Source organism: Nocardioides oceani (assembly GCF_030412965.1).
Taxonomy (GTDB): domain Bacteria; phylum Actinomycetota; class Actinomycetes; order Propionibacteriales; family Nocardioidaceae; genus Nocardioides; species Nocardioides oceani.
Genome location: NZ_JAUHJQ010000001.1, coordinates 303,216 through 325,782 on the forward strand (window position 1 = coordinate 303,216; position 22,567 = coordinate 325,782).

The 22,567-nt window shown below is 73.9% G+C and carries 24 protein-coding genes and 1 tRNA gene; 8 read left to right on the forward strand and 17 right to left on the reverse strand.

Features of this window, described 5'->3' with window-relative positions:
• Window positions 1-40: 40 nt before the first annotated feature.
• Window positions 41-1,606, reverse strand: a complete 1,566-nt coding sequence (locus tag QWY28_RS01520) for a sulfatase family protein (RefSeq protein ID WP_300950537.1) — start codon at window positions 1,604-1,606, stop codon at window positions 41-43.
• Between the two features lie 109 nt (window positions 1,607-1,715).
• On the opposite strand from QWY28_RS01520, the gene QWY28_RS01525 reads away from it, so the two are divergent.
• Window positions 1,716-1,788: transfer RNA gene (locus QWY28_RS01525), tRNA-Arg, on the forward strand.
• Window positions 1,789-1,820: 32 nt separating this feature from the next.
• On the opposite strand, the gene QWY28_RS01530 is transcribed toward QWY28_RS01525, so the two are convergent.
• Complete coding sequence (locus tag QWY28_RS01530; protein WP_300950538.1) at window positions 1,821-3,020, reverse strand: saccharopine dehydrogenase family protein; 1,200 nt, start codon at window positions 3,018-3,020, stop codon at window positions 1,821-1,823.
• Between the two features lie 22 nt (window positions 3,021-3,042).
• Between QWY28_RS01530 and QWY28_RS01535 the strand changes: the two genes are divergently transcribed.
• A complete protein-coding gene (locus tag QWY28_RS01535) occupies window positions 3,043-3,312 on the forward strand; it encodes a DUF2277 domain-containing protein (RefSeq protein ID WP_300950539.1) in 270 nt (89 codons plus the stop codon).
• Window positions 3,309-4,172 carry a Sir2 family NAD-dependent protein deacetylase gene (locus QWY28_RS01540; protein WP_300950540.1) on the forward strand — a complete coding sequence of 288 codons (864 nt, stop codon included), beginning with the start codon at window positions 3,309-3,311 and terminating at the stop codon, window positions 4,170-4,172. The genes QWY28_RS01535 and QWY28_RS01540 overlap by 4 nt, the downstream gene beginning before the upstream one ends.
• Here QWY28_RS01540 and QWY28_RS01545 read toward each other — a convergent pair.
• Both QWY28_RS01545 and QWY28_RS01550 read right to left on the reverse strand, forming a co-directional pair.
• Entirely contained in the window at window positions 4,111-4,440 is a 330-nt protein-coding gene (locus QWY28_RS01545) for a hypothetical protein (protein WP_300950541.1), read from the reverse strand. The two genes, QWY28_RS01540 and QWY28_RS01545, sit on opposite strands and share 62 nt — an antisense overlap.
• A 189-nt stretch (window positions 4,441-4,629) precedes the next feature.
• Window positions 4,630-5,316, reverse strand: coding sequence for an iron-dependent transcriptional repressor DtxR (locus QWY28_RS01550; RefSeq protein ID WP_300950542.1), 687 nt, complete (start codon window positions 5,314-5,316; stop codon window positions 4,630-4,632).
• Between the two features lie 57 nt (window positions 5,317-5,373).
• Between QWY28_RS01550 and QWY28_RS01555 the strand changes: the two genes are divergently transcribed.
• Complete coding sequence (locus QWY28_RS01555) at window positions 5,374-6,729, forward strand: cryptochrome/photolyase family protein (protein ID WP_300950543.1); 1,356 nt, start codon at window positions 5,374-5,376, stop codon at window positions 6,727-6,729.
• 106 nt (window positions 6,730-6,835) lie between these two features.
• Here the strand turns inward: QWY28_RS01555 and QWY28_RS01560 are convergent, their stop codons facing one another.
• Window positions 6,836-7,558: a hypothetical protein gene (locus QWY28_RS01560; RefSeq protein ID WP_300950544.1), complete on the reverse strand. Its 723-nt coding sequence runs from the start codon at window positions 7,556-7,558 to the stop codon at window positions 6,836-6,838.
• 38 nt (window positions 7,559-7,596) lie between these two features.
• On the opposite strand from QWY28_RS01560, the gene QWY28_RS01565 reads away from it, so the two are divergent.
• Window positions 7,597-9,210: a glycoside hydrolase family 13 protein gene (locus QWY28_RS01565; protein WP_300950545.1), complete on the forward strand. Its 1,614-nt coding sequence runs from the start codon at window positions 7,597-7,599 to the stop codon at window positions 9,208-9,210.
• A 74-nt stretch (window positions 9,211-9,284) separates the two neighbouring features.
• Here the strand turns inward: QWY28_RS01565 and QWY28_RS01570 are convergent, their stop codons facing one another.
• From QWY28_RS01570 to pdxH, 3 genes are all read right to left on the reverse strand, one after another.
• Window positions 9,285-9,779 carry a MarR family winged helix-turn-helix transcriptional regulator gene (locus QWY28_RS01570; protein WP_300950546.1) on the reverse strand — a complete coding sequence of 165 codons (495 nt, stop codon included), beginning with the start codon at window positions 9,777-9,779 and terminating at the stop codon, window positions 9,285-9,287.
• Window positions 9,776-11,377 (reverse strand): MDR family MFS transporter, encoded by a 1,602-nt coding sequence (locus QWY28_RS01575; RefSeq protein WP_336622398.1) that lies wholly within the window; start codon window positions 11,375-11,377, stop codon window positions 9,776-9,778. Before QWY28_RS01575 ends, QWY28_RS01570 begins: the two co-directional genes overlap by 4 nt.
• 368 nt (window positions 11,378-11,745) lie before the next feature.
• Window positions 11,746-12,423 carry a pyridoxamine 5'-phosphate oxidase gene (gene pdxH, locus QWY28_RS01580; protein WP_300950547.1) on the reverse strand — a complete coding sequence of 226 codons (678 nt, stop codon included), beginning with the start codon at window positions 12,421-12,423 and terminating at the stop codon, window positions 11,746-11,748.
• 82 nt (window positions 12,424-12,505) lie between these two features.
• Here pdxH and QWY28_RS01585 point away from each other — a divergent pair, with 82 nt between their 5' ends.
• A complete protein-coding gene (locus QWY28_RS01585) occupies window positions 12,506-13,609 on the forward strand; it encodes a citrate synthase 2 (RefSeq protein ID WP_300950548.1) in 1,104 nt (367 codons plus the stop codon).
• A 3-nt stretch (window positions 13,610-13,612) separates the two neighbouring features.
• On the opposite strand, the gene QWY28_RS01590 is transcribed toward QWY28_RS01585, so the two are convergent.
• Window positions 13,613-14,200 carry a VldE C-terminal domain-containing protein gene (locus QWY28_RS01590; RefSeq protein WP_300950549.1) on the reverse strand — a complete coding sequence of 196 codons (588 nt, stop codon included), beginning with the start codon at window positions 14,198-14,200 and terminating at the stop codon, window positions 13,613-13,615.
• Between the two features lie 97 nt (window positions 14,201-14,297).
• Window positions 14,298-14,669, reverse strand: a complete 372-nt coding sequence (locus QWY28_RS01595) for a winged helix-turn-helix transcriptional regulator (protein ID WP_300950550.1) — start codon at window positions 14,667-14,669, stop codon at window positions 14,298-14,300.
• A gap of 119 nt (window positions 14,670-14,788) precedes the next feature.
• Here QWY28_RS01595 and QWY28_RS01600 point away from each other — a divergent pair, with 119 nt between their 5' ends.
• A complete protein-coding gene (locus QWY28_RS01600; protein ID WP_300950551.1) occupies window positions 14,789-15,637 on the forward strand; it encodes an NmrA family NAD(P)-binding protein in 849 nt (282 codons plus the stop codon).
• Between the two features lie 4 nt (window positions 15,638-15,641).
• On the opposite strand, the gene QWY28_RS01605 is transcribed toward QWY28_RS01600, so the two are convergent.
• On the reverse strand, window positions 15,642-16,154 hold the full coding sequence (locus QWY28_RS01605) for a GNAT family N-acetyltransferase (RefSeq protein ID WP_300950552.1): 513 nt from the start codon (window positions 16,152-16,154) through the stop codon (window positions 15,642-15,644).
• On the reverse strand, window positions 16,135-16,584 hold the full coding sequence (locus QWY28_RS01610) for a hypothetical protein (protein WP_300950553.1): 450 nt from the start codon (window positions 16,582-16,584) through the stop codon (window positions 16,135-16,137). Before QWY28_RS01610 ends, QWY28_RS01605 begins: the two co-directional genes overlap by 20 nt.
• A 100-nt stretch (window positions 16,585-16,684) precedes the next feature.
• Between QWY28_RS01610 and serC the strand changes: the two genes are divergently transcribed.
• Window positions 16,685-17,827 (forward strand): phosphoserine transaminase, encoded by a 1,143-nt coding sequence (serC, locus tag QWY28_RS01615; RefSeq protein ID WP_300950554.1) that lies wholly within the window; start codon window positions 16,685-16,687, stop codon window positions 17,825-17,827.
• 382 nt (window positions 17,828-18,209) lie between these two features.
• Here the strand turns inward: serC and QWY28_RS01620 are convergent, their stop codons facing one another.
• Genes QWY28_RS01620 through QWY28_RS01640 form a run of 5 tightly spaced genes read right to left on the reverse strand, consistent with a single transcriptional unit; the run spans window position 18,210 to window position 22,496 of the window.
• On the reverse strand, window positions 18,210-18,689 hold the full coding sequence (locus tag QWY28_RS01620) for a GNAT family N-acetyltransferase (RefSeq protein ID WP_300950555.1): 480 nt from the start codon (window positions 18,687-18,689) through the stop codon (window positions 18,210-18,212).
• A 12-nt stretch (window positions 18,690-18,701) separates the two neighbouring features.
• Complete coding sequence (locus QWY28_RS01625) at window positions 18,702-19,223, reverse strand: O-acetyl-ADP-ribose deacetylase (RefSeq protein ID WP_300950556.1); 522 nt, start codon at window positions 19,221-19,223, stop codon at window positions 18,702-18,704.
• 4 nt (window positions 19,224-19,227) lie between these two features.
• Window positions 19,228-20,232 carry a DNA topoisomerase IB gene (locus QWY28_RS01630; RefSeq protein ID WP_300950557.1) on the reverse strand — a complete coding sequence of 335 codons (1,005 nt, stop codon included), beginning with the start codon at window positions 20,230-20,232 and terminating at the stop codon, window positions 19,228-19,230.
• A 36-nt stretch (window positions 20,233-20,268) separates the two neighbouring features.
• Window positions 20,269-21,270 carry a hypothetical protein gene (locus QWY28_RS01635; protein WP_300950558.1) on the reverse strand — a complete coding sequence of 334 codons (1,002 nt, stop codon included), beginning with the start codon at window positions 21,268-21,270 and terminating at the stop codon, window positions 20,269-20,271.
• Window positions 21,271-21,287: 17 nt separating this feature from the next.
• Complete coding sequence (locus QWY28_RS01640) at window positions 21,288-22,496, reverse strand: class I SAM-dependent methyltransferase (protein ID WP_300950560.1); 1,209 nt, start codon at window positions 22,494-22,496, stop codon at window positions 21,288-21,290.
• Window positions 22,497-22,567: the final 71 nt, after the last annotated feature.

A 22,567-nucleotide genomic window follows, 5' to 3' on the forward strand; every position in this document is an offset into this window, starting at 1 on the left:
GAACCCCAAAAACCCTCAGGGACTTCTCAGCCGGGCAGGATCAGGAGCGGGGTCGCGGCGGCGGACCGAGGTCGACGCGGCACTCCTCGCCGGCGCAGTCCCGCAGCTGCCGCAGCCGGCGCTGCATCTCGCGCACGACCGGCCGGTGGCGCCCGTCGTACGCGAGGTTGCGCAGCTGGTAGCGGTCGCGGCGGTTGTCGTAGAGCTCGAGGAAGCCGGTCTCGCTCCACCGCACGAACGTCCACCGCTCGTTGCGGACGCCGCGGTACCACCACGGCGTCGGCGACTCGTCGGGCCGCCCACCGGCCTGGACCAGGATGTCGGTGTCGGGGCGCGGGCGGTCGCGGTGGCGGACGAACGGCAGGACCGAGCGGCCGTCGAGGACGCGGCCCGGCTCGACCTCGGCGAGCTCCAGGACCGTCGGCGCCAGGTCCACCGTCGTGACGGTCTGGTCCCGCGTGGCGCCCTTCGGCACGCCCGGGCCGCGGACCAGGAGCGGCACCCGGATCGACTCCTCGTACGGGAGGATCTTGCCGCGGTAGCGGTGCTCACCGAGCAGGTAGCCGTTGTCGGAGGTGAACAGCACGACGGTGTCGTCCAGCTCGCCGGTGCGGCGCAGCGCCTTGAACGTCTGGTCGACGCCCTGGTCGACGGCGGCGAGCGCACGGATCCGCTGGCGGTGGAGGTACGTCGCCGAGCGCCGGCCGACCTTCTCGCGCTTGCGGATCTCGTGGCTCTTGTCGCGCACGTCGTCCTCGTCGAAGGACGGCTTGCCCACCGACGGCGCCGCGGCGTGGCGGTAGAGCTTCCGGTGCCGCGGGGCCGGCAGCGGCGGCTTGGCGCAGCCGGCGACGTCCTTGCAGAGCCCGTGCGGGGCGTAGTAGGAGGCCCAGAGGAAGAACGGCTGGTCGGTCTCCGACCAGTCCTCCACGAGCCGGACCGTGTCGTCGCGGACGACGTCGCTGGAGTAGTCCCGCGTGTGGAAGACCGGCTCGCCGTTGCCGTACATCGGGAAGCGCAGGTAGCCGAACTCGTTGGTCGTGGCGACGTTCCAGTAGTCCCAGCCGTCCGGGACGCCCTGGGTGGCGTCGTACTGGTTGAGGTACTTCCCGCTCATCCCGACGAGGTAGCCGGAGGCCTGCAGCCACGCGGCGAGCGTGTTGTCGGGGTCGACGAGGGCGCCCGCGCCGCCGTAGGGGCCGGCGTTCGTGTGGACGCCGTTGTTCTGGGCGTACTGGCCGGTGATGATCTCCGCGCGGGCGGGGCAGCAGAGCGGGTGCGGGGAGATCATGTTGCGGAACGTCACGCCGCCGCGGCCCAGCCACCGGCGGGTCTTGGGCATCCACCGCATGTCGGTGAGCGCTTGGTCGTCGGTGGTGATCAGCACGACGTTCGGCCGGTCGTCGCCGGCCCGCTTGGCGGCGGGGAGGTGCCGCGGCCGCTCGTACTCCCAGCCGTCGGGGTTCATCCCGGAGCGCTGGCCGGCCGTCGGGGCGGTCGCCTGCGTGCGCTCGACGTCCTTGCGCATGGGGGACGCCAGCGCGGCGGTCACGAGCACGCTCACGCCCAGCACGATCGCCATCAGGACGAGCACCCGTCGCGCCACCGGTCCCCCTCTCCCGAAATCGTCGCGGACCCGAAACCCAAGGTTAAGGAACCGACCCGGTGACCCTCACATCGCGGGCATACTCGCCTCCTGCCAGGATGGTCGCGCCGCCCCAGTAGCTCAGCGGATAGAGCAGCCGCCTCCTAAGCGAAAGGTCGCAGGTTCGACTCCTGCCTGGGGCACCCGGTTCCGGCCGAGACACCAGTCCTGGCGATCAGCCGAGGACCTCGAAGCGCATGCCGGCGGACTGCAGGCGGGCGAGGAGGTGGTCGCCCATCGCGGCGGCGGTGGTGACCGAGCCGGAGGTCGGCGGGTTGTCGTCGAGGGCGAGGCACATCGCGGACTCCGCGAGCATCTTGGCGGTCTCGCCGTAGCCGGGGTCGCCGCCGGAGACCCGCGTGTGGATGGTGCGCCCGCCGGTCTCGCCGACGAGGTCGACGGTGAACCACGACTTCGCGCGGCGGGCCTCGTCGGGCCCCTCGCCCTGCTTGATCCGGCCGAGGAGCGCGTTGCGCACCGGCGGGACCTGCGCGGCGAGGGTCAGGGCCGTCACGCCGGCGGCGCCCCCGGCGGCGTACCGCAGGGTCTTGGTGCCGGCGAAGTGGGAGTAGCGGAACTCCGGCCCGTACGACGCGAGCGCGTCGCCGCTGCGGGCGACGATGAACGGGTCGACCGTCGGGAGCGGCAGCAGCCAGTAGCCGGTGACAGGGTCCTTGCCGGGCTTGCCGGCCGTCGCGCGGGAGGAGCGGCCCTGGGGCCGCTGGCCCAGCTGCTTCTCGAGCGCACGGCGCTCGGAGGAGGCAGACCGCATCTGCCGGGCGCGGGAGAACTGCGTCATCGCCGAGTGGAAGGTGCCGCCGGAGACCGTGCCGCCGCCGCGGACGACGCCGCGCAGGGTGAGCGGGCCGTCGACGGGGGCGAGCTGCTGGACGGTGAAGTACGCGCCGAGGTCGTGCGGGATGGAGTCGAAGCCGCAGGCGTGGACGATCCGCGACCCGGTGCGCTGGGCGGTGACGTGGTGGGCGGTGAACATCCGGTCGACGAACTCCGGCTCGCCGGTGAGGTCGAGGTAGTCGGTGCCCGCCTCGGCGCAGGCGGCGACCAGCGGCTCGCCGTGGGTGAGGTAGGGCCCGACGGTCGTGGCGACGACGCGGGTGCTGCGGGCGAGCTCGGCCAGCGAGGCCGGGTCGGCGCTGTCGGCGGTCAGCAGCGGGAGGTCGGCCAAGGCGGGGTCGATGCGCACCAGCCGGTCGCGGACCCCCGCCAGCTTGTCCGCGTTGCGCCCGGCGATCGCCCAGCGCAGGCCCGTCGGCGCGCGCTCGGCGAGGTACTCGGCGGTGAGCCCGCCGGTGAACCCGGTCGCGCCGAGCAGGACGAGGTCGTGGGGGCGGTCGGATGCACGGTCGCTGGCCATGCGGAAAACGTACGCTGGAGGCATGTGCCGGAACATCCGCCCCCTCAACAACTTCGAGCCGCCCGCGACCGGCGACGAGGTCGGCGCGGCGGCCCTGCAGTACGTCCGCAAGGTCAGCGGGACCACCAAGCCCTCCCAGGCCAACCAGGCGGCGTTCGACCGCGCGGTGGCCGAGATCGCCCACATCACCCAGCACCTCCTCGACGACCTGGTCACCACCGCGCCGCCGAAGGACCGCGAGGTCGAGGCGGAGAAGGCCCGCGCCCGGGCCGCGCTCCGCTACGCGCGGTGACCGCTCCGGACGAGTACGCCGCCGCGCTGGACCTCCTCGCGGACGGACCGCTCGTCGTCCTCACCGGCGCCGGGCTCTCGACCGACTCCGGCATCCCGGACTACCGCGGGCCGGGCCGCCCGCCGCGCGCGCCGATGCTCTACGGGGAGTTCGTGTCCGGTCCGGCCGCCCGCCAGCGGTACTGGGCGCGCAGCCACCTCGGCTGGGGCCGGATGCGGCACGCCGAGCCGAACCCCGGCCACCGGGCGCTGGCCGCCCTCGACCCCGGGCTGCTCATCACCCAGAACGTCGACGGCCTGCACGAGCGGGCCGGCCAGCGCAGCGTCGTCGCGCTGCACGGCCGGATCGCGGAGGTCGTCTGCCTGGAGTGCCGGGCCGTCTCGAGCCGCGCGGTCCTCCACGACCGGATGACCGCCGCGAACCCGGGCTTCACCGAGCGGCACGCCGCGGTCGCAGTCAACCCCGACGGCGACGTCGAGCTCGACGACGCCGAGGCGGTCGCCGGCTTCGTGGTGCCGGGCTGCGACGAGTGCGACGGGGTGCTCAAGCCGCACGTGGTGTTCTTCGGCGAGAACGTCCCCGCCGACCGGGTCGAGCGCTGCTACGACGCCGTCGACGGGCTGGCCGCGACCGGCGGCACGCTGCTGGTCGCGGGCTCGAGCCTCACGGTGATGAGCGGCCTGCGGTTCGTGCGCCGCGCGGCCAAGGCCGGCACGCCGGTCGTGGTGGTCAACCGGGGCGCCACCCGCGGCGACGACCTGGCGACGTACAAGCTCGACGTGGGGTGCAGCGAGCTGCTCAGCGACCTTGCCGGGCGACGCGGCGCCGCAGCTGTCCCAGGAGCTCGACCACCGCGGTGAGCCCCTCCTCGCCCGCCGGCTCGGCGGCGCCGGTGACCAGCCGGTCGGCCATCTCGGCCGGGAGGCGGCCACCGACCTCGAGCAGGTAGACGGTGTCCTCGAGCTCGAACTCGAAGTCGGCGACCACCGCGAGGTGCTGCTCGCCGGTGAGGTCCTCGAGCACCACGCCCTCGCCGGGCTCGAGGCCGAAGGCCAAGGTGGTGGCCGAGTGCGCGACCCGCACCCGGCCCGCGGCACGGACCGGCTCCGACGACGTCAAGCGGTGCAACGCGGTCTCCCCTCCAACCAGGTCGCCGACCCGGGCGGGCCTGCGCATCCACAACGGCACCGCGGGGGGTTCGGTGACGCCACCGGCAAGATTAGGCGGCGGCGGTACAGACCGCGAGGAAAGCTTCCAGCGACCGGACCGCGATCTCCTCAGCCGGCGCTCGGCGCTGCCGATGATCGCCGGCCGGGCTCAGAGCCGCCGGACGAAGATGTGGTTGGCCGCCTCGGGGACGATCTCGGCGGTCTCGCCGCCGGAGCCGACGAGAACACCCTCCTCGGTCGCCACGACGGTGACGGTCTTGTCCGGCAGTGCGCCGACCCGACGCAGGGCGCTCATCAGGACCTCGTCCTTCTGCATCTCCTCGGAGATGCGGCGCACCAGCACGCGGCCCTCGTCGAACCCCGCCGCCTTCGACAGCGGCTCGACGCCCTCCATGAAGCCCTCGGGCGCCGACTCCTGGCCGAGCTCGGCGAGCCCGGGGATCGGGTTGCCGTACGGCGACTCGGTGGGGTGGCCGAGCAGCTCGAGCAGCCGCCGCTCGACGGTCTCGGACATGACGTGCTCCCAGCGGCACGCCTCCTCGTGGACCAGCTCCCACTCCAGGCCGATGACGTCGGTGAGCAGCCGCTCCGCGAGCCGGTGCTTGCGCATCACGCGGACCGCGAGGCGCCGGCCCTCGTCGGTGAGCTCGAGGTGCCGGTCGCCCTCGACGGTGACGAGACCGTCGCGCTCCATGCGCGCCACGGTCTGGGAGACCGTCGGTCCGCTCTGGTGCAGGCGCTCGGCGATCCGCGCACGCAGCGGGACGATCCCTTCCTCGACCAGCTCGTAGATGGTCCGGAGGTACATCTCGGTGGTGTCGATCAGGTCGCTCACGCCGGTCATTGTGTCCCATGGGCCGTGCACCGGCACCCGGCTGGGCACCGGGGACCCGTGTCCAGTGTGATGTGGTTCCGGCGCGACCTGCGCCTGCGTGACAACCCCGCCCTGCTCGAGGCGTGCGCGGAGGGCGCGGTGCTCCCGCTGTTCGTCCTTGACCCGCACCTGTGGGGTCCGGCCGGGCCGAGCCGGCGCGGCTACCTCGCCGCCTCGCTGCGGTCCCTGGACGCCGCGCTCCGCGACCTCGGGGCGCCCGGCCTGCAGGTCGTGCGCGGCGACCCGGTGCGCCGCGTGCCGCTCGCCGCCCGCGCGGCCGGCGCCGAGCGGGTGCACGTCGCCGCCGACTTCGGGCCCTACGGCCGCGAGCGGGACGCGGCCGTCGAGCAGGCGCTGGCCGACCAGGGCGTCGGGCTCGTCCGGACCGGCTCGCCCTACGCCGTGCCGCCCGGGACGGTCACCAGCGGCTCGGGCGACCACTACCGCGTGTTCACTCCCTTCCACCGGGTCTGGGAGCAGCAGGGGCGCCCGGCCCCGCAGGACGCCCCCGCCCACGCCGACTGGCTGGCCCTCGACGCGGGCACCGTCGACCTCCCGAGCCCGCGGCTGCCCGCGGGGCTCGAGCTCCCCGAGGCCGGGGAGGAGGCGACCCTCGAGCGGTGGCGCTCCTTCCTCGAGGACCGGGTCGACGACTACGACGAGGAGCGCAACGTCCCCGGCACGGACGGGACCTCACGGATGTCGGTGCACCTGAAGTACGGCGAGGTGCACCCCCGACAGCTCCTGGCCGACCTGGCGGGTCGCCGCAGCGCCGGCGCGGCGACGTACCGCAAGGAGCTGGCGTGGCGGGAGTTCTACGCCGACGTGCTCTGGCACCAGCCGCGGACCGCGCGGGAGTACTACAAGACGCAGTACGCCAACCTCGCCTACGACGAGCCCGGCGAGCTGTTCACCGCCTGGCAGGAGGGCCGGACCGGCTTCCCGGTCGTGGACGCCGGGATGCGGCAGCTGCGCTCGGTGGGCTGGATGCACAACCGGGTCCGGATGATCACCGCGAGCTTCCTGGTCAAGGACCTGCACGTGGAGTGGCAGCACGGCGCCCGGCACTTCCTGCACTGGCTGGCCGACGGCGACCTCGCGTCGAACAACCACGGCTGGCAGTGGGTGGCCGGGTCGGGCACCGACCCCTCGCCGTTCTTCCGCGTCTTCAACCCGACCGGCCAGGGGCGCAAGTTCGACCCCGACGGGTCCTACGTGCGGCGCTGGGTCCCCGAGCTCGCCGATCCCGACCGGGTCCCCGACCCGCACGAGCCCTCGAGCGAGGTGCGCGCCGCCGTCGGCTACCCCGAGCCGGTCGTCGACCACGCCGACGAGCGGCGCGAGGCGCTGGCCCGCTGGGAGCGGGCCCGCTGACGTCGGCTCCCACCGAAGTGCTGCACGAAGTGCCCGCGCCGGCGCGGCGACCTGCAGGAACACGGACGGGTGACGGACTTGGCCCAGCACTTCGGCGGGACGTGCCTCAGCCGGTGAAGTTCGCGGGGTCGATCTCGAACCACACCTGCTCGGAGGCGGCGAGCAGGCGGCCGCCGGCGGTGCGCAGCGTGGTCGCGGTGTGGTGCCGGCGGCCGTCGCGGGAGCGGACGGCACCGACGACGACGTGCTCGGCGCCGGGCTCGGGGAGGGCGTGGACCTCGGCGGTCATCGAGCCCAGCACCATCGCGCGCTCGCCGATCCCGGCGGCCCACGCGCCGGCGCAGTCGATGGCGGCCCAGGTCGCCTCGGCGGTGGTGTGGCCGGCGTGCGGCGTCCAGGGCGCCGCGACCACGTCCGGCCGCCCGGTCGGACCGGGGAAGACCCGCAGCCCGTCGCCCTCGGCCCGCTCGGGGCCGCAGGAGAAGCAGTGGCCGAACGGGTGGGCGATGAGGCCGTCGTACGCCGCTGCGGCGGCCCGCGCGACCTCCGGGTCGACCGCGGGCAGGGGCTCGGGCGCGCGGCCGGGCCGCGCCTGCAGCACGACCTCGCCGCCGAGGGTCGCGACGGTCCAGCCGTCTTGCTCGCCCACCGGCATCGCGACCTCCAGCGGCGGCGGCTTGCGCAGCCGGACCTCGACCGGGCCCCGGCCGGCACCGCCCGCCCCGACGTGCTGCGCGAGCGCGCCGGCGCACCAGCCGCCGTTGCCCGAGCCGGGCGGTCCGTTGAACGGGGCGGGCACGGTCAGCGTCGGGGCGGTCGGTGTCGTCACCCCGCCATCCTCGCCTGCCGGTCTGGTTTCATGGACACATGGCTTTGAACGATCCAACCCCGACCGGCACGGAGTGGTGGCGGCACGCGGTCACCTACCAGGTCTACGTCCGCAGCTTCGCCGACAGCGACGGTGACGGCATCGGCGACCTGCCCGGCATCACCTCGCGGCTGCCGTACCTGCGCGACCTCGGGGTCGACGCCCTGTGGATCACGCCGTTCTACACCTCGCCGCAGCACGACCACGGCTACGACGTCGCGGACTACTGCGACGTCGACCCGCGCTTCGGGTCCCTGGCCGACGCCGACACCCTGGTGGCGACGGCCCACGACCTGGGGCTGAAGGTGATCGTCGACCTGGTCCCCAACCACAGCTCGAACGAGCACGTGTGGTTCCAGGCCGCGCTCGCGGCGGAGCCCGGCAGCCCGGAGCGCGCGCGCTACATCTTCCGCGACTCCCCCGCCGACCGGCCCGGCGAGCCGCCGAACAACTGGCTCTCGGTCTTCGGCGGGCCCGCGTGGACCCAGCTGCCGGACGGCCAGTGGTACCTCCACCTCTTCGACTCCAGCCAGCCCGACTTCGACTGGCGCAACCCGGAGGTCGGCGACATGTTCGTCGACGTCCTGCGCTTCTGGCTCGACCGCGGCGTGGACGGCTTCCGCGTCGACGTCGCGCACGGCCTGGTCAAGGAGGAGGGCCTGCGCGACCAGGAGGTCGGCGAGGGCGAGGAGCTCGGCAGCGGCGCCCCGATCAACGAGGAGCACTCGATGGTCGAGCGGACGCTGCGCGACGAGCCGATGTGGGACCAGCCGGAGGTCCACGACGTGTACCGCCGCTGGCACGCCGTCCTCGAGGCGTACGACGGCGACCGGATGATGGTGGCCGAGGCGTGGACGCAGACGCCCGAGTCGATGGCGCGGTTCGTGCGCCCCGACGAGATGCAGCAGTCGTTCAACTTCGCCTGGCTGCTGGCGCCGTGGTCGGCCACGGCGTTCGCCGACGTCATCACCGGCACCCTCGAGGCGGTCGCCCCGGTGGGCGCCTCGCCGACCTGGGTGCTGAGCAACCACGACGTCGTCCGGCACGTCACGCGGTACGGCGGCGGTGCGGTCGGCCTGGCGCGCGCCCGCGCCGCGACGCTGGCGATGCTCGCCCTCCCGGGGTCCTCCTACCTCTACGAGGGCGAGGAGCTGGGCCTGGAGCAGGTCGACGTGGAGCCGGAGTTCCGCCAGGACCCGTCCTGGTTCCGCACCGGCGAGGTCGGCCGCGACGGCTGCCGGGTGCCGGTGCCGTGGAGCGGCGACGCCCCGCCGTTCGGGTTCGGCCCGGGTGCCGAGCAGCCGTGGCTCCCCCAGCCGCTGGAGTGGGCCGCGCTGAGCGTGGAGGCGCAGGCCGCCGACCCCGACTCGACGCTGGCGTTCTACCGCTCGGCGCTGGCCGCGCGGCGTACCTTCGCCACCACCGCGGGCGACGCCGTCGAGGTCGTGTCGAGCAGCGACGACGTCCTGGTCTTCCGCCGCGGCACCGTGACGGTGGTGGTCAACTGCGGCAGCGCGACGGCTCCGCTGCCCGAGGGTGAGCTGCTGCTGGGCAGCGGGCCGGTCGTCGACGGGCTCCCGCCCGACACCACCGCCTGGCTGGTCTCAGCCTGACCGGACAGCGCTCGTGATGCCGAGCGTGCGCTGGAGCGCACGCTCGGCATCACGAGGCGGACTCCAGGCGGGACTCAGTCGACGCCGAGGGTGGCGTTGTAGCGGGCCAGCGTGCCCGCGAAGTCGGCGAGGTCGTCGTCGGACCAGTCGCCGAGCCGCTCGTCGAGGTACTCCCGGCGCATCGCGGCGACCTCGTCGAGGCGGCGCACGGCGTCCTCGCTCGCGGCCAGCAGCGTGGCGCGGCCGTCGTTCGGGTCCGGCGAGCGGTCGAGGAGGCCGAGCTCCATGAGGTGCTGCACCTGCCGGCTGATCGCGCCCTTGTCGATGCCGAAGACCTCCGCCACCACCGAGGCCCGCACGGGGCCGTGGCTGGCGAGGTAGCCCAGCATGAGGTACGACGCCGGCTGCAGGTCCGCGTGCACCGCACGCGCCCGCTCGCCGATGACGCGGCGCACGCGCCGGATGAGCACGCCGACCTCCTGCTCCAGTCGCCGCAGGGAGTCGTCGCGGCCCACCGCGGCGTCGGCCGCACCGGCCCGGCTCGTGGCGGTCACGGTCGTGGCGGTCATCGTCGGCTGAGCTCCTCGGTCGCCCCGGGCGCCACCGACTCGGGCGCGGGCTGGTCGCCGGTGGTGGTGCGCAGCGGCACCTCCCGGATGAAGAGCACACAGACCAGCGCGACCACCGCGAACGGTACCGACACCAGGAACAGGTGGCCGGTGGCCTCCCCGAAGGCGCCCTCGTAGACCTGGCGCAGGAGCGGGTCGACCTGGGAGAGGTCCGGGATGGCACCGGTGCCGCCGCCGCCGGCCTGGGAGGGGTCGACACCCCTCGCGACGAGCCCGGCGTAGACCTTGTCGGCGACCTGGTGGGCGAGCAGCGCGCCCAGCGCGGAGACGCCGACCGTGCCGCCGATGGAGCGGAAGAACGCGACGACCGAGCTGGCGGCGCCGAGGTCGGCGGCCTTGGCGTTGTTCTGCACCGCGAGGACGAGGTTCTGCATCGTCGCACCCATGCCGACGCCGAGGACCGCCATGAAGAGGCCGACGACGACCAGCGGGGTCTCGGCGTCGATCCGGGAGAGCAGCGCGAAGCCGACCACGACCAGCACGGAGCCGGCGACGAGCCAGCGCTTCCACAGCCCGGTGGCGGTGATGACCTTGCCGGAGACGATGCTCGAGACGAGCAGCCCGCCGACCATGCAGATCGACATCAGGCCCGCGTGGGTCGGGGTCATCCCGCGCGACATCTGGAAGTACTGGCTCAGGTAGACCGTCGAGCCGAACATCGCGACGCCGATCATCACCGAGGCCAGCGTGGCCAGCGACGTGGTGCGGTCGCGGAAGAGGCGGAGCGGGACGACCGGCTCGCTGGCGACCTTCGCCTCGACGTACAGCGCGGCGGCGATGACGACCACGGCGGCGGCGAGCATCACGGCGGTGGTGCGGGAGGCCCAGTCGAACTGGTCGCCGGCGAGGGAGACCCAGACCAGCAGGATCGAGACGCCGCCGGCGATCAGCGTCGCGCCGGCGTAGTCGATCTTGACCTCGCGCTTGACGACCGGCAGGTGCAGCTTGAACTGCAGGACGAGGAACGCCAGCAGGGCGACCGGGATGCCGACGTAGAAGCAGCCGCGCCAGCCGAGCGGGGAGTCCACGATGAGGCCGCCGAGCAGCGGGCCGCTGACGGTCGCCGTGGCGAAGACGGCGCCGATGTAGCCGGAGTAGCGGCCGCGCTCACGCGGGCTCACCATCGAGGCGATGACCACCTGCACCAGCGCGGTCAGGCCGCCGACGCCGAGGCCCTGGAAGGCGCGAGCGCCGATGAGGACCTCCATGTTGGGCGCGAGGCCGGCGACGAGGGAGCCCACCGCGAAGATGACGAGCGCGGCCTGCACCAGCAGCTTCTTGCTGAACAGGTCCGCGAGCTTGCCCCAGATGGGGGTCGTGGCCGTCATGGTCAGCAGCGTCGCGACGACGACCCAGGTGTAGCCGCTCTGGCTGCCCTCGAGGTCGGTGACGATGCGCGGCAGGGCGTTGCTCACCACCGTGCTGGACAGCATGGCGACGAACATCGCGAGCAGGAGGCCGGAGAGCGCCTCCAGGATCTCGCGGTGGGACATCTCGCCGGACTGCTCGGCGGTCGGTGCGGGTGGTGCCTGTGTCACGGGGTCTCGCTTCGTCGATAGGGGTGTCGCGGTCACGGGAGTTCAAAGGTTGACAACGACAACTTTATTCCGTGGTCGTTGCCACCGGCAACTTGTCGTGCGCCACAGCCCGGTACCCCGGAAATGCAGCGACCCGCAGGTGTGGCCCTCGATCTCGAGGACCCAGCCGGCGGACGGAGCCGGTTCACCTGCGGGTCGGGTAGCTGCTTGGGATTCGCCAGCAGCGTCAGGGGCACATGTGCCCCGTCGTCCTGCTGGGGCTGCTAGCGGGCAGCCACCTCACGCGTCCAAGAAGAACTCATTCTTCGGACCACCTCCTTTCCCGTGTGCAGCAAAGGTAGGTCGCGGACGGGGGGCGCTCAAGGCAATTACGGCGCCAACCGGCCGATGACCCACCGGTCACCCGAGCGGGTGTAGACGAGCCGGTCGTGCATCCGGCCCGGGCGGCCCTGCCAGAACTCGACGACCTCCGGCCGCACGACGTACCCGCCCCACTCCTCGGGGACCGGGAGCTCGCCGTCCGGCACGTCGGCGAAGCGCCGCTCCACCTCGTCGTACGCCGCCGCGAGCTCGTCGCGGCCGGCGACCGGGCGGGACTGGTGCGAGGCCCACGCGCCCAGCTGCGAGCCGCGCGGCCGGACCGCGAAGTAGTCCGCCACGGCCTCGCGCGACAGCGGCTCGGCGACGCCGTCGACCCGCACCTGGCGCTCGAGCGGGTGCCACGGGAAGAGCAGCGCGCAGCGCGGGTTGGCCGTCAGCTCGGAGCCCTTGCGGGAGGAGGTGTTGGTGAAGAAGACGAACCCGCGCTCGTCGAGCCCCTTGAGCAGCACCATCCGCGAGGACGGCTGTCCCTCGGCGGAGACGGTCGCGACGACCATCGCGTTGGGCTCGTGGACGGCGTCCTCGACCTCGGCGAACCAGCGGCGGAACATCGTCACCGGGTCCGGGGCCAGCTCGTCCTCGGCCAGGCCGGCCGCGGCGTACTCGTGCCGCAGGCTGCGCAGGTCCAGCTGGTCGCGGGCGGCGTCGGGAGCGGGGTCGGCCATGCCGCCAGCGTAGGGATGGGTACAGAATGCCGGGGGCCCACCCGTCCGGGTGCGTCACGCACTGCGACAAGGAGTCAGGACGATGGTGGACGTGCACCACGGGCTCGAGGGCGTCGTCGCCTTCGAGACGGAGATCGCGGAGCCCGACAAGGAGGGCTCGGCGCTGCGCTACCGCGGCGTCGACATCGAGGACATCGTCGGCCGGGTGCCGTTCGAGAACGTCTGGGGCCTGCTCATCGACGGCTCCTTCGACCCCGGGCTCCCGCCGGCCGAGGCCTACAACATCCCGGTCCACACGGGCGACGTGCGCGTCGACGTCCAGGCGGCGATCGCGATGCTCGCGCCGGCCTTCGGCTTCCAGCAGACCTACGACATCTCCGACGAGCAGGCCCGCGCGGACCTCTCCCGCGTCGCGGTCATGGTCCTGTCCTACGCCGCCCAGTCCGCGCGCGGCCTCCACCAGCCGGTCGTGCCGCAGTCGGTCGTCGACGAGGGCGCCACCCTCGCGGAGAAGTTCCTCATCCGCTGGAAGGGCGAGGCGGACCCCAAGCACGTCAAGGCGATCGACGCCTACTGGTCCTCCGCGGCCGAGCACGGCATGAACGCCTCGACCTTCACCGCCCGCGTCATCACCTCCACCGGCGCCGACGTGGCCGCCGCGTTCTCCGGCGCCATCGGCGCGATGTCCGGCCCGCTCCACGGCGGCGCGCCCTCGCGGGTGCTCGGCATGATCAGCGACGTCGAGGAGTCCGGCGACGCAGAGGCGTACGTCAAGGGCCTGCTCGACCGCGGCGAGCGGCTGATGGGCTTCGGCCACCGCGTCTACCGCGCCGAGGACCCGCGCGCCCGCGTGCTGCGCCGCACCGCCCGCGAGCTCGACGCGCCCCGCTACGAGGTCGCCGAGGCGCTCGAGAAGGCCGCGCTGGCCGAGCTGCGCGAGCGCCGCCCGGACCGCGTGCTCGAGACCAACGTCGAGTTCTGGGCCGCGATCGTGCTCGACTTCGCCGAGGTGCCGGCGAACATGTTCACGTCGATGTTCACCTGTGCGCGCACCGGCGGCTGGTCGGCCCACATCCTCGAGCAGAAGCGCACCGGCCGGCTCATCCGCCCCTCTGCCGTCTACACCGGCCCCGCCGCGCGCGGCCCGGAGACCGTCGACGGCTGGAAGGCCGCCTGGGCGGAGTAGGGCTCAGCCCTGCTGGTCGCCCGGGCGGTCGTCGGCGAGGCGCCCCGCGTACCACGACGTACGCCCCTTGCCCGCCCGGCGGGTCAGGGAGATGTGCACGTGGTCGCGGTGGCGCAGCGTGGCCGAGCATCGGGCGCGCTTGCGGCACGAGGAGCTGAGGTACGGCTCGGGCGCGAAGGCGTCCCACGCGGCGTACATCCGGTCGTCCCAGATGACGTACATGATCCCCATCCGCCGCGCCTTGGCGTGCTCACGGCCCTTGCGGTCGGGCGCGACGACGTCGCGGAGGAACGCCCGTGCGGTGCGGCGGCCCTGCTTGGTCCGGGCGTCGAGGGTCCAGTCGAACGCCCGGCCCTCGGCATGCTCGGAGGTGCCGCCCCCGCACGCCCGGGAGACGCCGCCGTAGGACCCGCCGTACGTCCGCACCAGCCAGCGGCCCAACGCCACCGTGCCGGGCTTGGCGCCGGGCGAGCACTTCGTCTGCGGCTGGTAGGACGCGTAGTCCTCCAGCGCCGCCTGCGCCGGCGCGGCCGGCAGCAGCACGGCGGTCAGGAGCATCGGGGCGAGGAGCAGGGCGAGTCGACGGAGCACCGCAGGAGGCTAGGTACGCCGCCGGGCCGACCGGGCCGGTTCGGCGCAGGTCCGCCCGATCGGCGGGCGCGACCACCGGGACGGGCCATGCCCCGGCTCACCGGGCGTCGTACGCCGCCCGCGCGTCGAGCACCTCGTCGAAGTGCTCCCGCGACCACGCCGCGAGGGCCGCGACGGCCTCGACCAGGGTGTGCCCGAGGTCGGTCAGCGCGTACTCCACCCGCGGGGGCACCTCGGCGAAGACCTCCCGCGTCACCAGGCCGTCGCGCTCGAGCGCGCGCAGCGTCTGGGTCAGGACCTTCGGGCTGATCCCCGCGATCGCCCGGGAGACCTCGGTGAACCGGTGGCTGCGCCGCGAGAGCAGCAGCAGGACGAGCACCGTCCAGCGGTCGCCGATCCTGTCGAGCACCGACCGGGTCGGGCAGTCGGCGGCGTACGGGTCCGGGACGGCGGTGCTCAGCGCGCTCACCTGGTCACTATCCCGCGGGTAACAGGTGCACCTCAAGGTGCGTGCTTCCCGATGGGAAGCATGGGCGGCCGGCGCCGGTTGCGACCGGCGACCGAAGCCCACCAACCCAGGAGGAACCCATGTCCATCGTCGTCACCGGAGCCACCGGCCACCTCGGCCGCCTCGTCGTCGAGTCCCTGCTCGAGCGTGGCGTGCCCGCCGCCGACATCACCGCCACCGGCCGCGCGGTCGAGCGCGTCGCCGACCTCGCCGAGCGCGGCGTCCGCGTCCTGAGGGTGGAGCTCGATGACCGCGCGGCGGTCGACGCGGCGTTGGCCGGCGCGGACAAGGTGCTGCTCGTCTCCGGCACCGAGCCCGACCGGGTGGCGCAGCACGGCACCGTCGTCGACGCGGCGGTCGCCGCCGGCGTCGGCCACCTCGTCTACACCTCCGCGCCGCGCGCCAGCACCACCTCCATGCTGCTCGCCGCCGCCCACCGCGAGACCGAGCAGCTGCTGGCGGCGAGCGGGCTCGCCACGACGGTGCTGCGCAACGCGTGGTACGTCGAGAACTACACCGACCAGGTCGCGACCTACCGCGAGCACGGCATGCTCGGCGCGGCCGGCGGGGGCCGGGTCTCGGTGGCCCTGCGCGAGGAGTACGCCGCGGCCGCGGCCGCCGTGCTGACCGGCGAGGGGCACGAGGGCCGGGTCTACGAGCTCGGCGGCCCCGCCGTCACGCTCCCCGAGGTCGCCGCCGCGGTCTCGCAGGCGATCGGCCACGAGGTGGCCTACACCGACGTCCCCGTCGACCAGCTGCAGCAGGTCCTCGCCGGCGCCGGCGTGCCCGCGCCGATGGACGCCGTGCTGGCCGACGTCGACCGGGCGATCGCCGCCGGCGAGCTGGCCGTCGACCCGATCGACCTCGAGACGCTGCTCGGCCGGCCGGTCACCCCGCTGGGCGAGGCGGTGCGACGCGTGCTCGGCTGAGCCCTCAGGCCGGGGTCAGCACCTTGGCGTAGCAGCGGGACAGCGGGGCGTCCTTGTAGTAGCCGAAGCCCGGCACCGACGCGTAGCCCGCCGACTCGTAGAGCGCCATCGCCTCCGGCTGCCGCAGGCCGGTCTCGAGGACCAGCGCCTCGAAGCCGGCCGCGGCCGCGGTCTGCTCGAGGTGCGCGAGCATCCGGCGGGCGTGCCCGCGGCGCTGGGCCGCGGGCACGACGTACATCCGCTTGACCTCGGCGGTCCGTACGGTGCCGAGCGCCTCGACGCCGGAGCGCCGCCACGCGCCGGTCGCGACCGGGTCGTCGCCGACGTACCCCACGAAGAAGCTGCCGGTCGGCGGGACGAACATCGCCGGCTCGACCGGTGACTCGTCGCGACCGCCGTACCTGGCGACGTACTCCTCCTGGACCTGCTCGATCAGCGCGAGCGCGTCGGGGTGGCCGTAGTCGACGCGGACGACCCGCAGCCCCCCGTCGCCGGACTCAGGCGAGCGAACCTCCACAGCCGTCACAGAACCTCGCATCAGCGTCGTTGCGCACGCCGCAGGAGCGGCAGTACGGGCCGGCAGCGGTGGCCTCGCGAGCGTGCGAGCCGTCGTCGACGGTGCGGCCGGCACCCATGATCCCCCGACCGTCGGAGAGGTACGACGCCGAGTCCTTGACCACCGGCATCGTCTCGCCCGCGCCGTAGCGTGCGGCCACGCCGGCGAAGCCCGCGTTGAGGAACATGGCACCGACCGCGAAGAGCAGGAAGCCGCCCATGAAGCACGCGATCGAGCTGAGCGGCGGGCCGTCCCAGCCGTCGTAGGAGATGAAGGTGATGAAGCCGTAGGCGCACACCGCGATGCCGACCGGAGCCAGCACGCAGCCGGCGACGCGGAAGAAGGTGCGGGCGCCGGCCTGGTTGCGCAGACCCGGGTTGGTGCTGGTCATGGTGTCCTCCGATTCCGTGAAGCCTCGACGCTGCTGCCAGACTCCAGGGGCGCTGACAGCGTCGTCAGGGAGCCACTCCTACCCACCCGGAAGGCAGTTCATGACCGACGTGGACCCCCAGATCCAGCTCCGGATCCCGGCCGACCTGCTGCCCGCGGACGGGCGGTTCGGAGCAGGCCCCTCCAAGGTGCAGGCCGAGCACCTCGACGCGCTCGCGGCGACCGGGGCCACGCTGATGGGAACCTCGCACCGCCAGGAGCCGGTGCGCGCGGTCGTGCGGCGGGTCCGCGAGGGCCTGGCCGAGCTGTTCTCGATGCCCGACGGGCACCAGGTGGTGCTCGGCAACGGCGGCGCGACGGCGTTCTGGGACGCGGCGACGTACGGCCTGGTCGAGCGGCGCAGCCAGCACCTGGTCTTCGGGGAGTTCTCGCAGAAGTTCGCGACCGCGGCATCCGCCGCGCCGTGGCTGGACGAGCCGAGCGTCGTCTCCGCGCCGCCCGGGTCGTTGCCGATGGCCGTCGCCGAGGAGGGCGTCGACGTCTACGCCTGGGCGCAGAACGAGACGTCGACCGCCGTCATGGCGCCCGTCGTACGCCCCGCCGGCACCTCCGCCGACGAGGCGCTCGTGCTGGTCGACGCCACCTCCGGCGCCGGCGGCCTGCCCGTCGACCTGACCCAGGTCGACGCCTACTACTTCGCGCCGCAGAAGTGCTTCGCCTCCGACGGCGGCCTCTGGCTGGCCGTCCTCTCCCCCGCCGCCCTCGAGCGCGCAGCCCGGATCGGCGCCTCGGACCGGCACGTCCCGGCGTTCTTCGACCTGCCCACCGCCATCGAGCAGTCGGCCAAGGACCAGACCTACAACACCCCCTCGGTCGCGACGCTGTTCCTCATGGCCGAGCAGCTGGACTGGATGCTCGCCCACGGCGGGCTCGCCGGCATGGTCGAGCGCACCACCGCCTCCTCCAGCGCCCTCTACTCCTGGGCCGAGGCCTCCCCACTCGCCTTCCCGTACGTCGCCGAGCCGGCCCACCGCTCGCTCGTCATCGGCACCATCGACTTCGAGCCGCAGGTCGACGCCGCCCGCCTCGCCGCCGTCCTCCGCGCCAACGGCATCGTCGACACCGAGCCCTACCGCAAGCTCGGCCGCAACCAGCTGCGGATCGCGATGTACCCCGCCGTCGACCCTGCCGACGTCGAAGCCCTCACCGCCTCCATCGACTGGGTCCTCGACCGCCTCGTCTGACGTCGCGACCCGCTGGTCGGGCAGCGGGCGCCAGCGAGCGTGTCGAGACCCCTGTCAGTGACTTCGGCGCGCGGACCGTGGGTGGCTGCGGTCTCGGCAGCTACGGGGCCGGATACGCCGCCTGGTCGCGGTCCGCCGCCGGCTTGGTCGGTGTTCCGCGGGTTCGGCGACAAGCGGTCTGCCTCGCGGGTGAGGGCGCCCCGTTCCAGCCCCGGGCACGTTCGAGTGGCGCAGTCCGACCGGCCTCACCTATCGCGTCGACCACCACGGCACCCACGACCTCGGCCCCGAACCACCACCCGAGTCCACGCCTCCACAGCCATAGCCACCCCGCCCCACACCCCGCCGGAGCACCCAGCCGGCGGGGCACGGGCGCGCCGGCTCACAGGTGGAGCTTGTAGCCCTCGTGACTGGCTCGATACCCGAGGGTCTCGTAGAAGCGGTGAGCGTCGGTCCTCGTCTTGTCGGTCGTCAGCTGCACAAGCGTCGCGCCGTGCTCGCGGGCGTACCCGTGCGCCCACGCGAAGAGCGCCGAGCCCAACCCGCTCCCACGCGCGCTGCTCGCGAGACGAACCGCCTCGACCTGGAGCCGCGTGGCACCCTGCCGGGCGAGACCGGGGATGAGCGTCAGCTGCAGCGTGCCGACGACGGCGCCGTCAGCGTCCCTGACGGTGACGAGGAGCTGGTTCGGATCGCGGTCGATCTCCCGGAACGCTGCGAGGTACGGCGCGAGGTCGAGGGACTCCCGTCCGGCTCCGAGGACGTCGTCGGCCAGCAGCCCGACCAGGGCGGGGACGTCTGCCTCGACCGCACGGTCGATGCCGAACCTGTGCCCGTCGATGTCGAGGGGGATCGTCGCCACCTCCCGAGCATGTCATCCAGACGCCGCTGGCGGCCGCTCGTCGTCCAACCGCGACCGGATCAGGTCGTACGCCGACCGCCCGAAGGCCACCATCCGCGCCTCCTCGACGGACGTGTCGGCGGAGCGGAACACCTCGAGAGCGGCGTCGACGGCGTCCTCGCGGGGCCAGCCGTAGATGCCGGCCGAGACGAGCGGGAAGGCGACGGTGCGGGCGCCGAGCTCGTCGGCGACCTCGAGGGCCCGGCGGTAGCAGGAGGTGAGCAGCGAGCGGTCGGTCTCGCCGGCGCGGTGGTTGGGGCCGACGACGTGGATCACCCAGCGGGCGGGCATCCGGCCGGCGGTGGTCCAGCCGGCGTCGCCGGTGGCCAGGCCGCGCGGGAAGCGGCGCACGCAGTCCGCGAGGACCTCCGGTCCCCCGGCGGCGTGGATCGAGCCGTCGACCCCGCCGCCTCCGCGCATCCCGCGGTTCGCGGCGTTGACGACGGCGTCGACGTCCTGGGCGGTGACGTCGCCCTCGACGACGGTGATCCGCACCGGCTCACTCCGTCCTGATCAGGTCGAGCGTCGCGCGCTCGAGGGCGGCCTGGCGCTCGTCGGGGTTGTCGTACTCCCGGCCGGTCGCCTCCCGGATCGTCCGCCCGCCCTCGTAGGCCTCCACGACGCGGGGGTCGACGTACGACGACCGGGCGAGCGTGGGCGTGTTGCCGAGGAACGACGAGACCTCCTTCATGGCGCCGGAGACCGCGCGCTTGCGCGACGCCTTGCTCTCCCCGTGCTCGGGCGTCTCGGCCAGCGCCGCGGCGGCGAGCACGGTGGCGTGCCAGGTGCGGAAGTCCTTCGCGGTCGCCTCGAGGCCGGTCGATGCCCGGACGTACTCGTTGACCAGGGCCGGGAGGACGTCGCGCCAGGACCGCCCCTCCTTGTACGACAGCAGGCGACCCGGCCCGCCGCGACGCCGGCGCATCGCGTCGATGGTCTCGATTACGACCGCGTCGTCGATCTCGATCCGGTGCTGCACCCCCGACTTGCCGACGAAGGCGAACACGAGGCGGTCCTGGTGACGGCGCACGTGCCGCCGCTCGAGCGTCGTCAGGCCGAAGCTGCCGTTGGTGTCGGCGTACACGTCGTTGCCGATCCGGAAGTAGCCGAGGTCGAGCAGCCGCACCGCGGCCGCGCACGCGCGCTCCAGCGGCATCCCCTCGCGGCCGAGGTCGGCGACGACGAGCTCGCGGGCGCGGGTGAGCGCGGCCCCGAACTGCTCCATGCGCGCGAACTTCTCCGCGTCGCGCCGCTCCCGCCAGGCCTGGTGGTAGAGGTACTGCCGCCGCCCGGCGTCATCGGTGCCGACGGCCTGCAGGTGACCGTTGGCGTACGGCGTGATCCAGACGTCCTTCCACGCCGGCGGGATCACCAGGTCGCGGATCCGGCCGACCTCCTCGTCGGGCAGCCGCTGGCCGTGCTGGTCGAGGTAGACCCACCCCTTGCCGGCACGCCGGCGCGTCCAGCCGGGCTGGTCCGGCGACGTGCGACGCAGGCGGGGCATGCTCGACGGTGTCCCGCGCGCGGTCGCACCAAACCGTCAGCGGGGGCGCAGCGACCGCACGAGCGCGAGCAGCACCCCGAGCGCGACGAACCCGCCGAGGAACCACGGCCACTCCGGCCGGTCCGCCTCCTCGACCTCGGTCAGGTCCACGCCCAGGCCGCCGCTCCCGTCGGGCGCCGTCGCGGGGCCGGGGCTCGGCTCCTCGGGCTCCTCCGGCTCCACCGCGTCGCGCACCGCGGCCGGCAGGGGGACCCGCAGGACCGGGGCCTCGACGCCCTCGCTGCTGACGAACACCCGCCCCCGCTCGTCGACGGCGATCCCCTCGCCCTGCTGCTGCTCGGGCAGCCGCACCTCGCCCACCTGCTCGAGGCCGGGCCACGTGTAGACGACCGCGCGCGCGTAGTCGCGCAGGACCAGGTGCCGCCCGTCGGGGAAGAACGCCCCGTCGGTCGCGACCGGCAGGGCGCCACCCACCGCCACCAGCTCGTTGGGGCGGTCGGGGTCGAGCCGCACAGGTGCCTCCAGCACCTCGGCGCCGAAGATCGTCTTGCTCACCACGACCAGCCCACCGGTCCGCGGGTCGACCAGCAGCGACTCGGCGTCCTGCGGTCCCTCCGGGTGCACGAGCGTGTACGTCGCCGGGCCGGCCGAGCCCGCGACGGACCGGTCCCCACGCCCGACCGGCACGCGGGCGACCGTGACCGAGTCCCGGGAGCCGGGGTTGTCGCCGATGTCGCCGACCCACACCGAGCCGTCGCCGGCGGGCGCCACCGCCTCGACGTCGACCGGGTCCTCGGCCCACCGGGTGACGCCGACGGTGTCCCCGGTGGCGGGGTCGACGGCGAAGACGCGGCCGGTGTCGCCGGAGTCGTTGACGGTGACGAAGAGCCCGTCGACGACGGCGAGGCCGCTGGACTCGACGATCTCGGGGTCGGTGAAGCGGAGGACGACCTGCGCGTCGGCGCCGGCCGGGGCGGCCGCCGCGGCGAGCAGGAAGGGCACCGCGGCGAGGCCAGTGAGCACGCGCTCGAGCACCATCGGGGACCGCTCGCCGGTCAGCCGACGCCGAGCAGCTCGGCCAGCTTCGGCCGGATCGCCCAGGAGGTGACCAGCTCGTCGTACTCCTTGCGCACGCCGCCGCCCTTGACCGGCGACCCGGTGCGCACCGCCCGGAGCATGGTGTTGCGCGGGGTGTGCTGGGACTCCACGAACTGCACGACGTCGACGCGGTAGCCCTGCATCCGCATGAGGGCGGCGCGCAGCCCGTCGGTGAGGGTGTCGGCGAGGCGCTCGCGCAGGATGCCGTGCCGGGTGAGCAGCGCGTAGGGCGAGGGGGTCGGCGAGCGGCGCAGCTGGGCGGCGATGTCGTGGTGGCAGCACGGCGCGGCGAGGACGAGCTGGGCGCCCCACTCGACGGCGCGGGCGAGGGCCTCGTCGGTGGCGGTGTCGCAGGCGTGCAGCGCGAGCACCACCTCCGGGGTGGGGTCGAGCTGCGCGCCGGCGATCGAGCCGACGACGAACTCCGCGTGCACGCCGAGCTCCGCGGCGACCGCGCTGTTGTGCTCGCGCGACTGCTCCTTGACGTCGACGCCCGTGACGACGACGGGGAGCCGGCGGACCTCGGCGAGGTAGCGCTGCGCGGTGAAGGTCAGGTAGGCGTTGCCGCAGCCGAGGTCGGCGATCCGCAGCGGCTCCTGGGCGGTCGGCCGGCGCAGGTGGCCCTTGTCCATCGCGTCGGTGACCGAGGCGTCGAGCAGGCGCAGGAACTCCTCGACCTGGCGCAGCTTCGCGTGCCGGCTGGGCTTGAGGCGGCCCTGCGCGTCGGCCAGGCCGAGCGCCTTGAAGACCGGGTCGTCCTCGGGGAGCAGCCGCTCCTTGTCGCGGTCGTGGCCACGGTCGGGCTCGACGGGCTCCTGGCGGGCGGTCGTGTGCACGACGGCCTCGAGCTTCTTGGTGACCCGGACCTGGTGGGACTCGGTCGTCGTCTCGACGTGCCAGCTCGCGAACGGCTCGTCGAGCAGCTCGTCGACCGCGTCGCGGGCCGCCTCGCCGACCGCGTGGTTGGCGGTGTGCGCCTGCGTGGCGTCGTACGCCGTGACCTGGAGGTGGCGCCCGGCCTTGATGTCGACGTAGCGCAGCTCGACGCGGCGCCAGCGCGGCTGCTGGCCCTTCTGCCGCCCGGAGGCGACCGCCCGGACGAGCGTGTCGGGGTCCAGCAGGTGGCCCCGCATCCGGGCGAGGACGCGCAGGAGCGGCTCGCTCACCGGTTCACCACGGCCGAGACGACCACGATGACCAGGAGGACCGCCAGCGCGACCGGGATGACGAGTCTGCG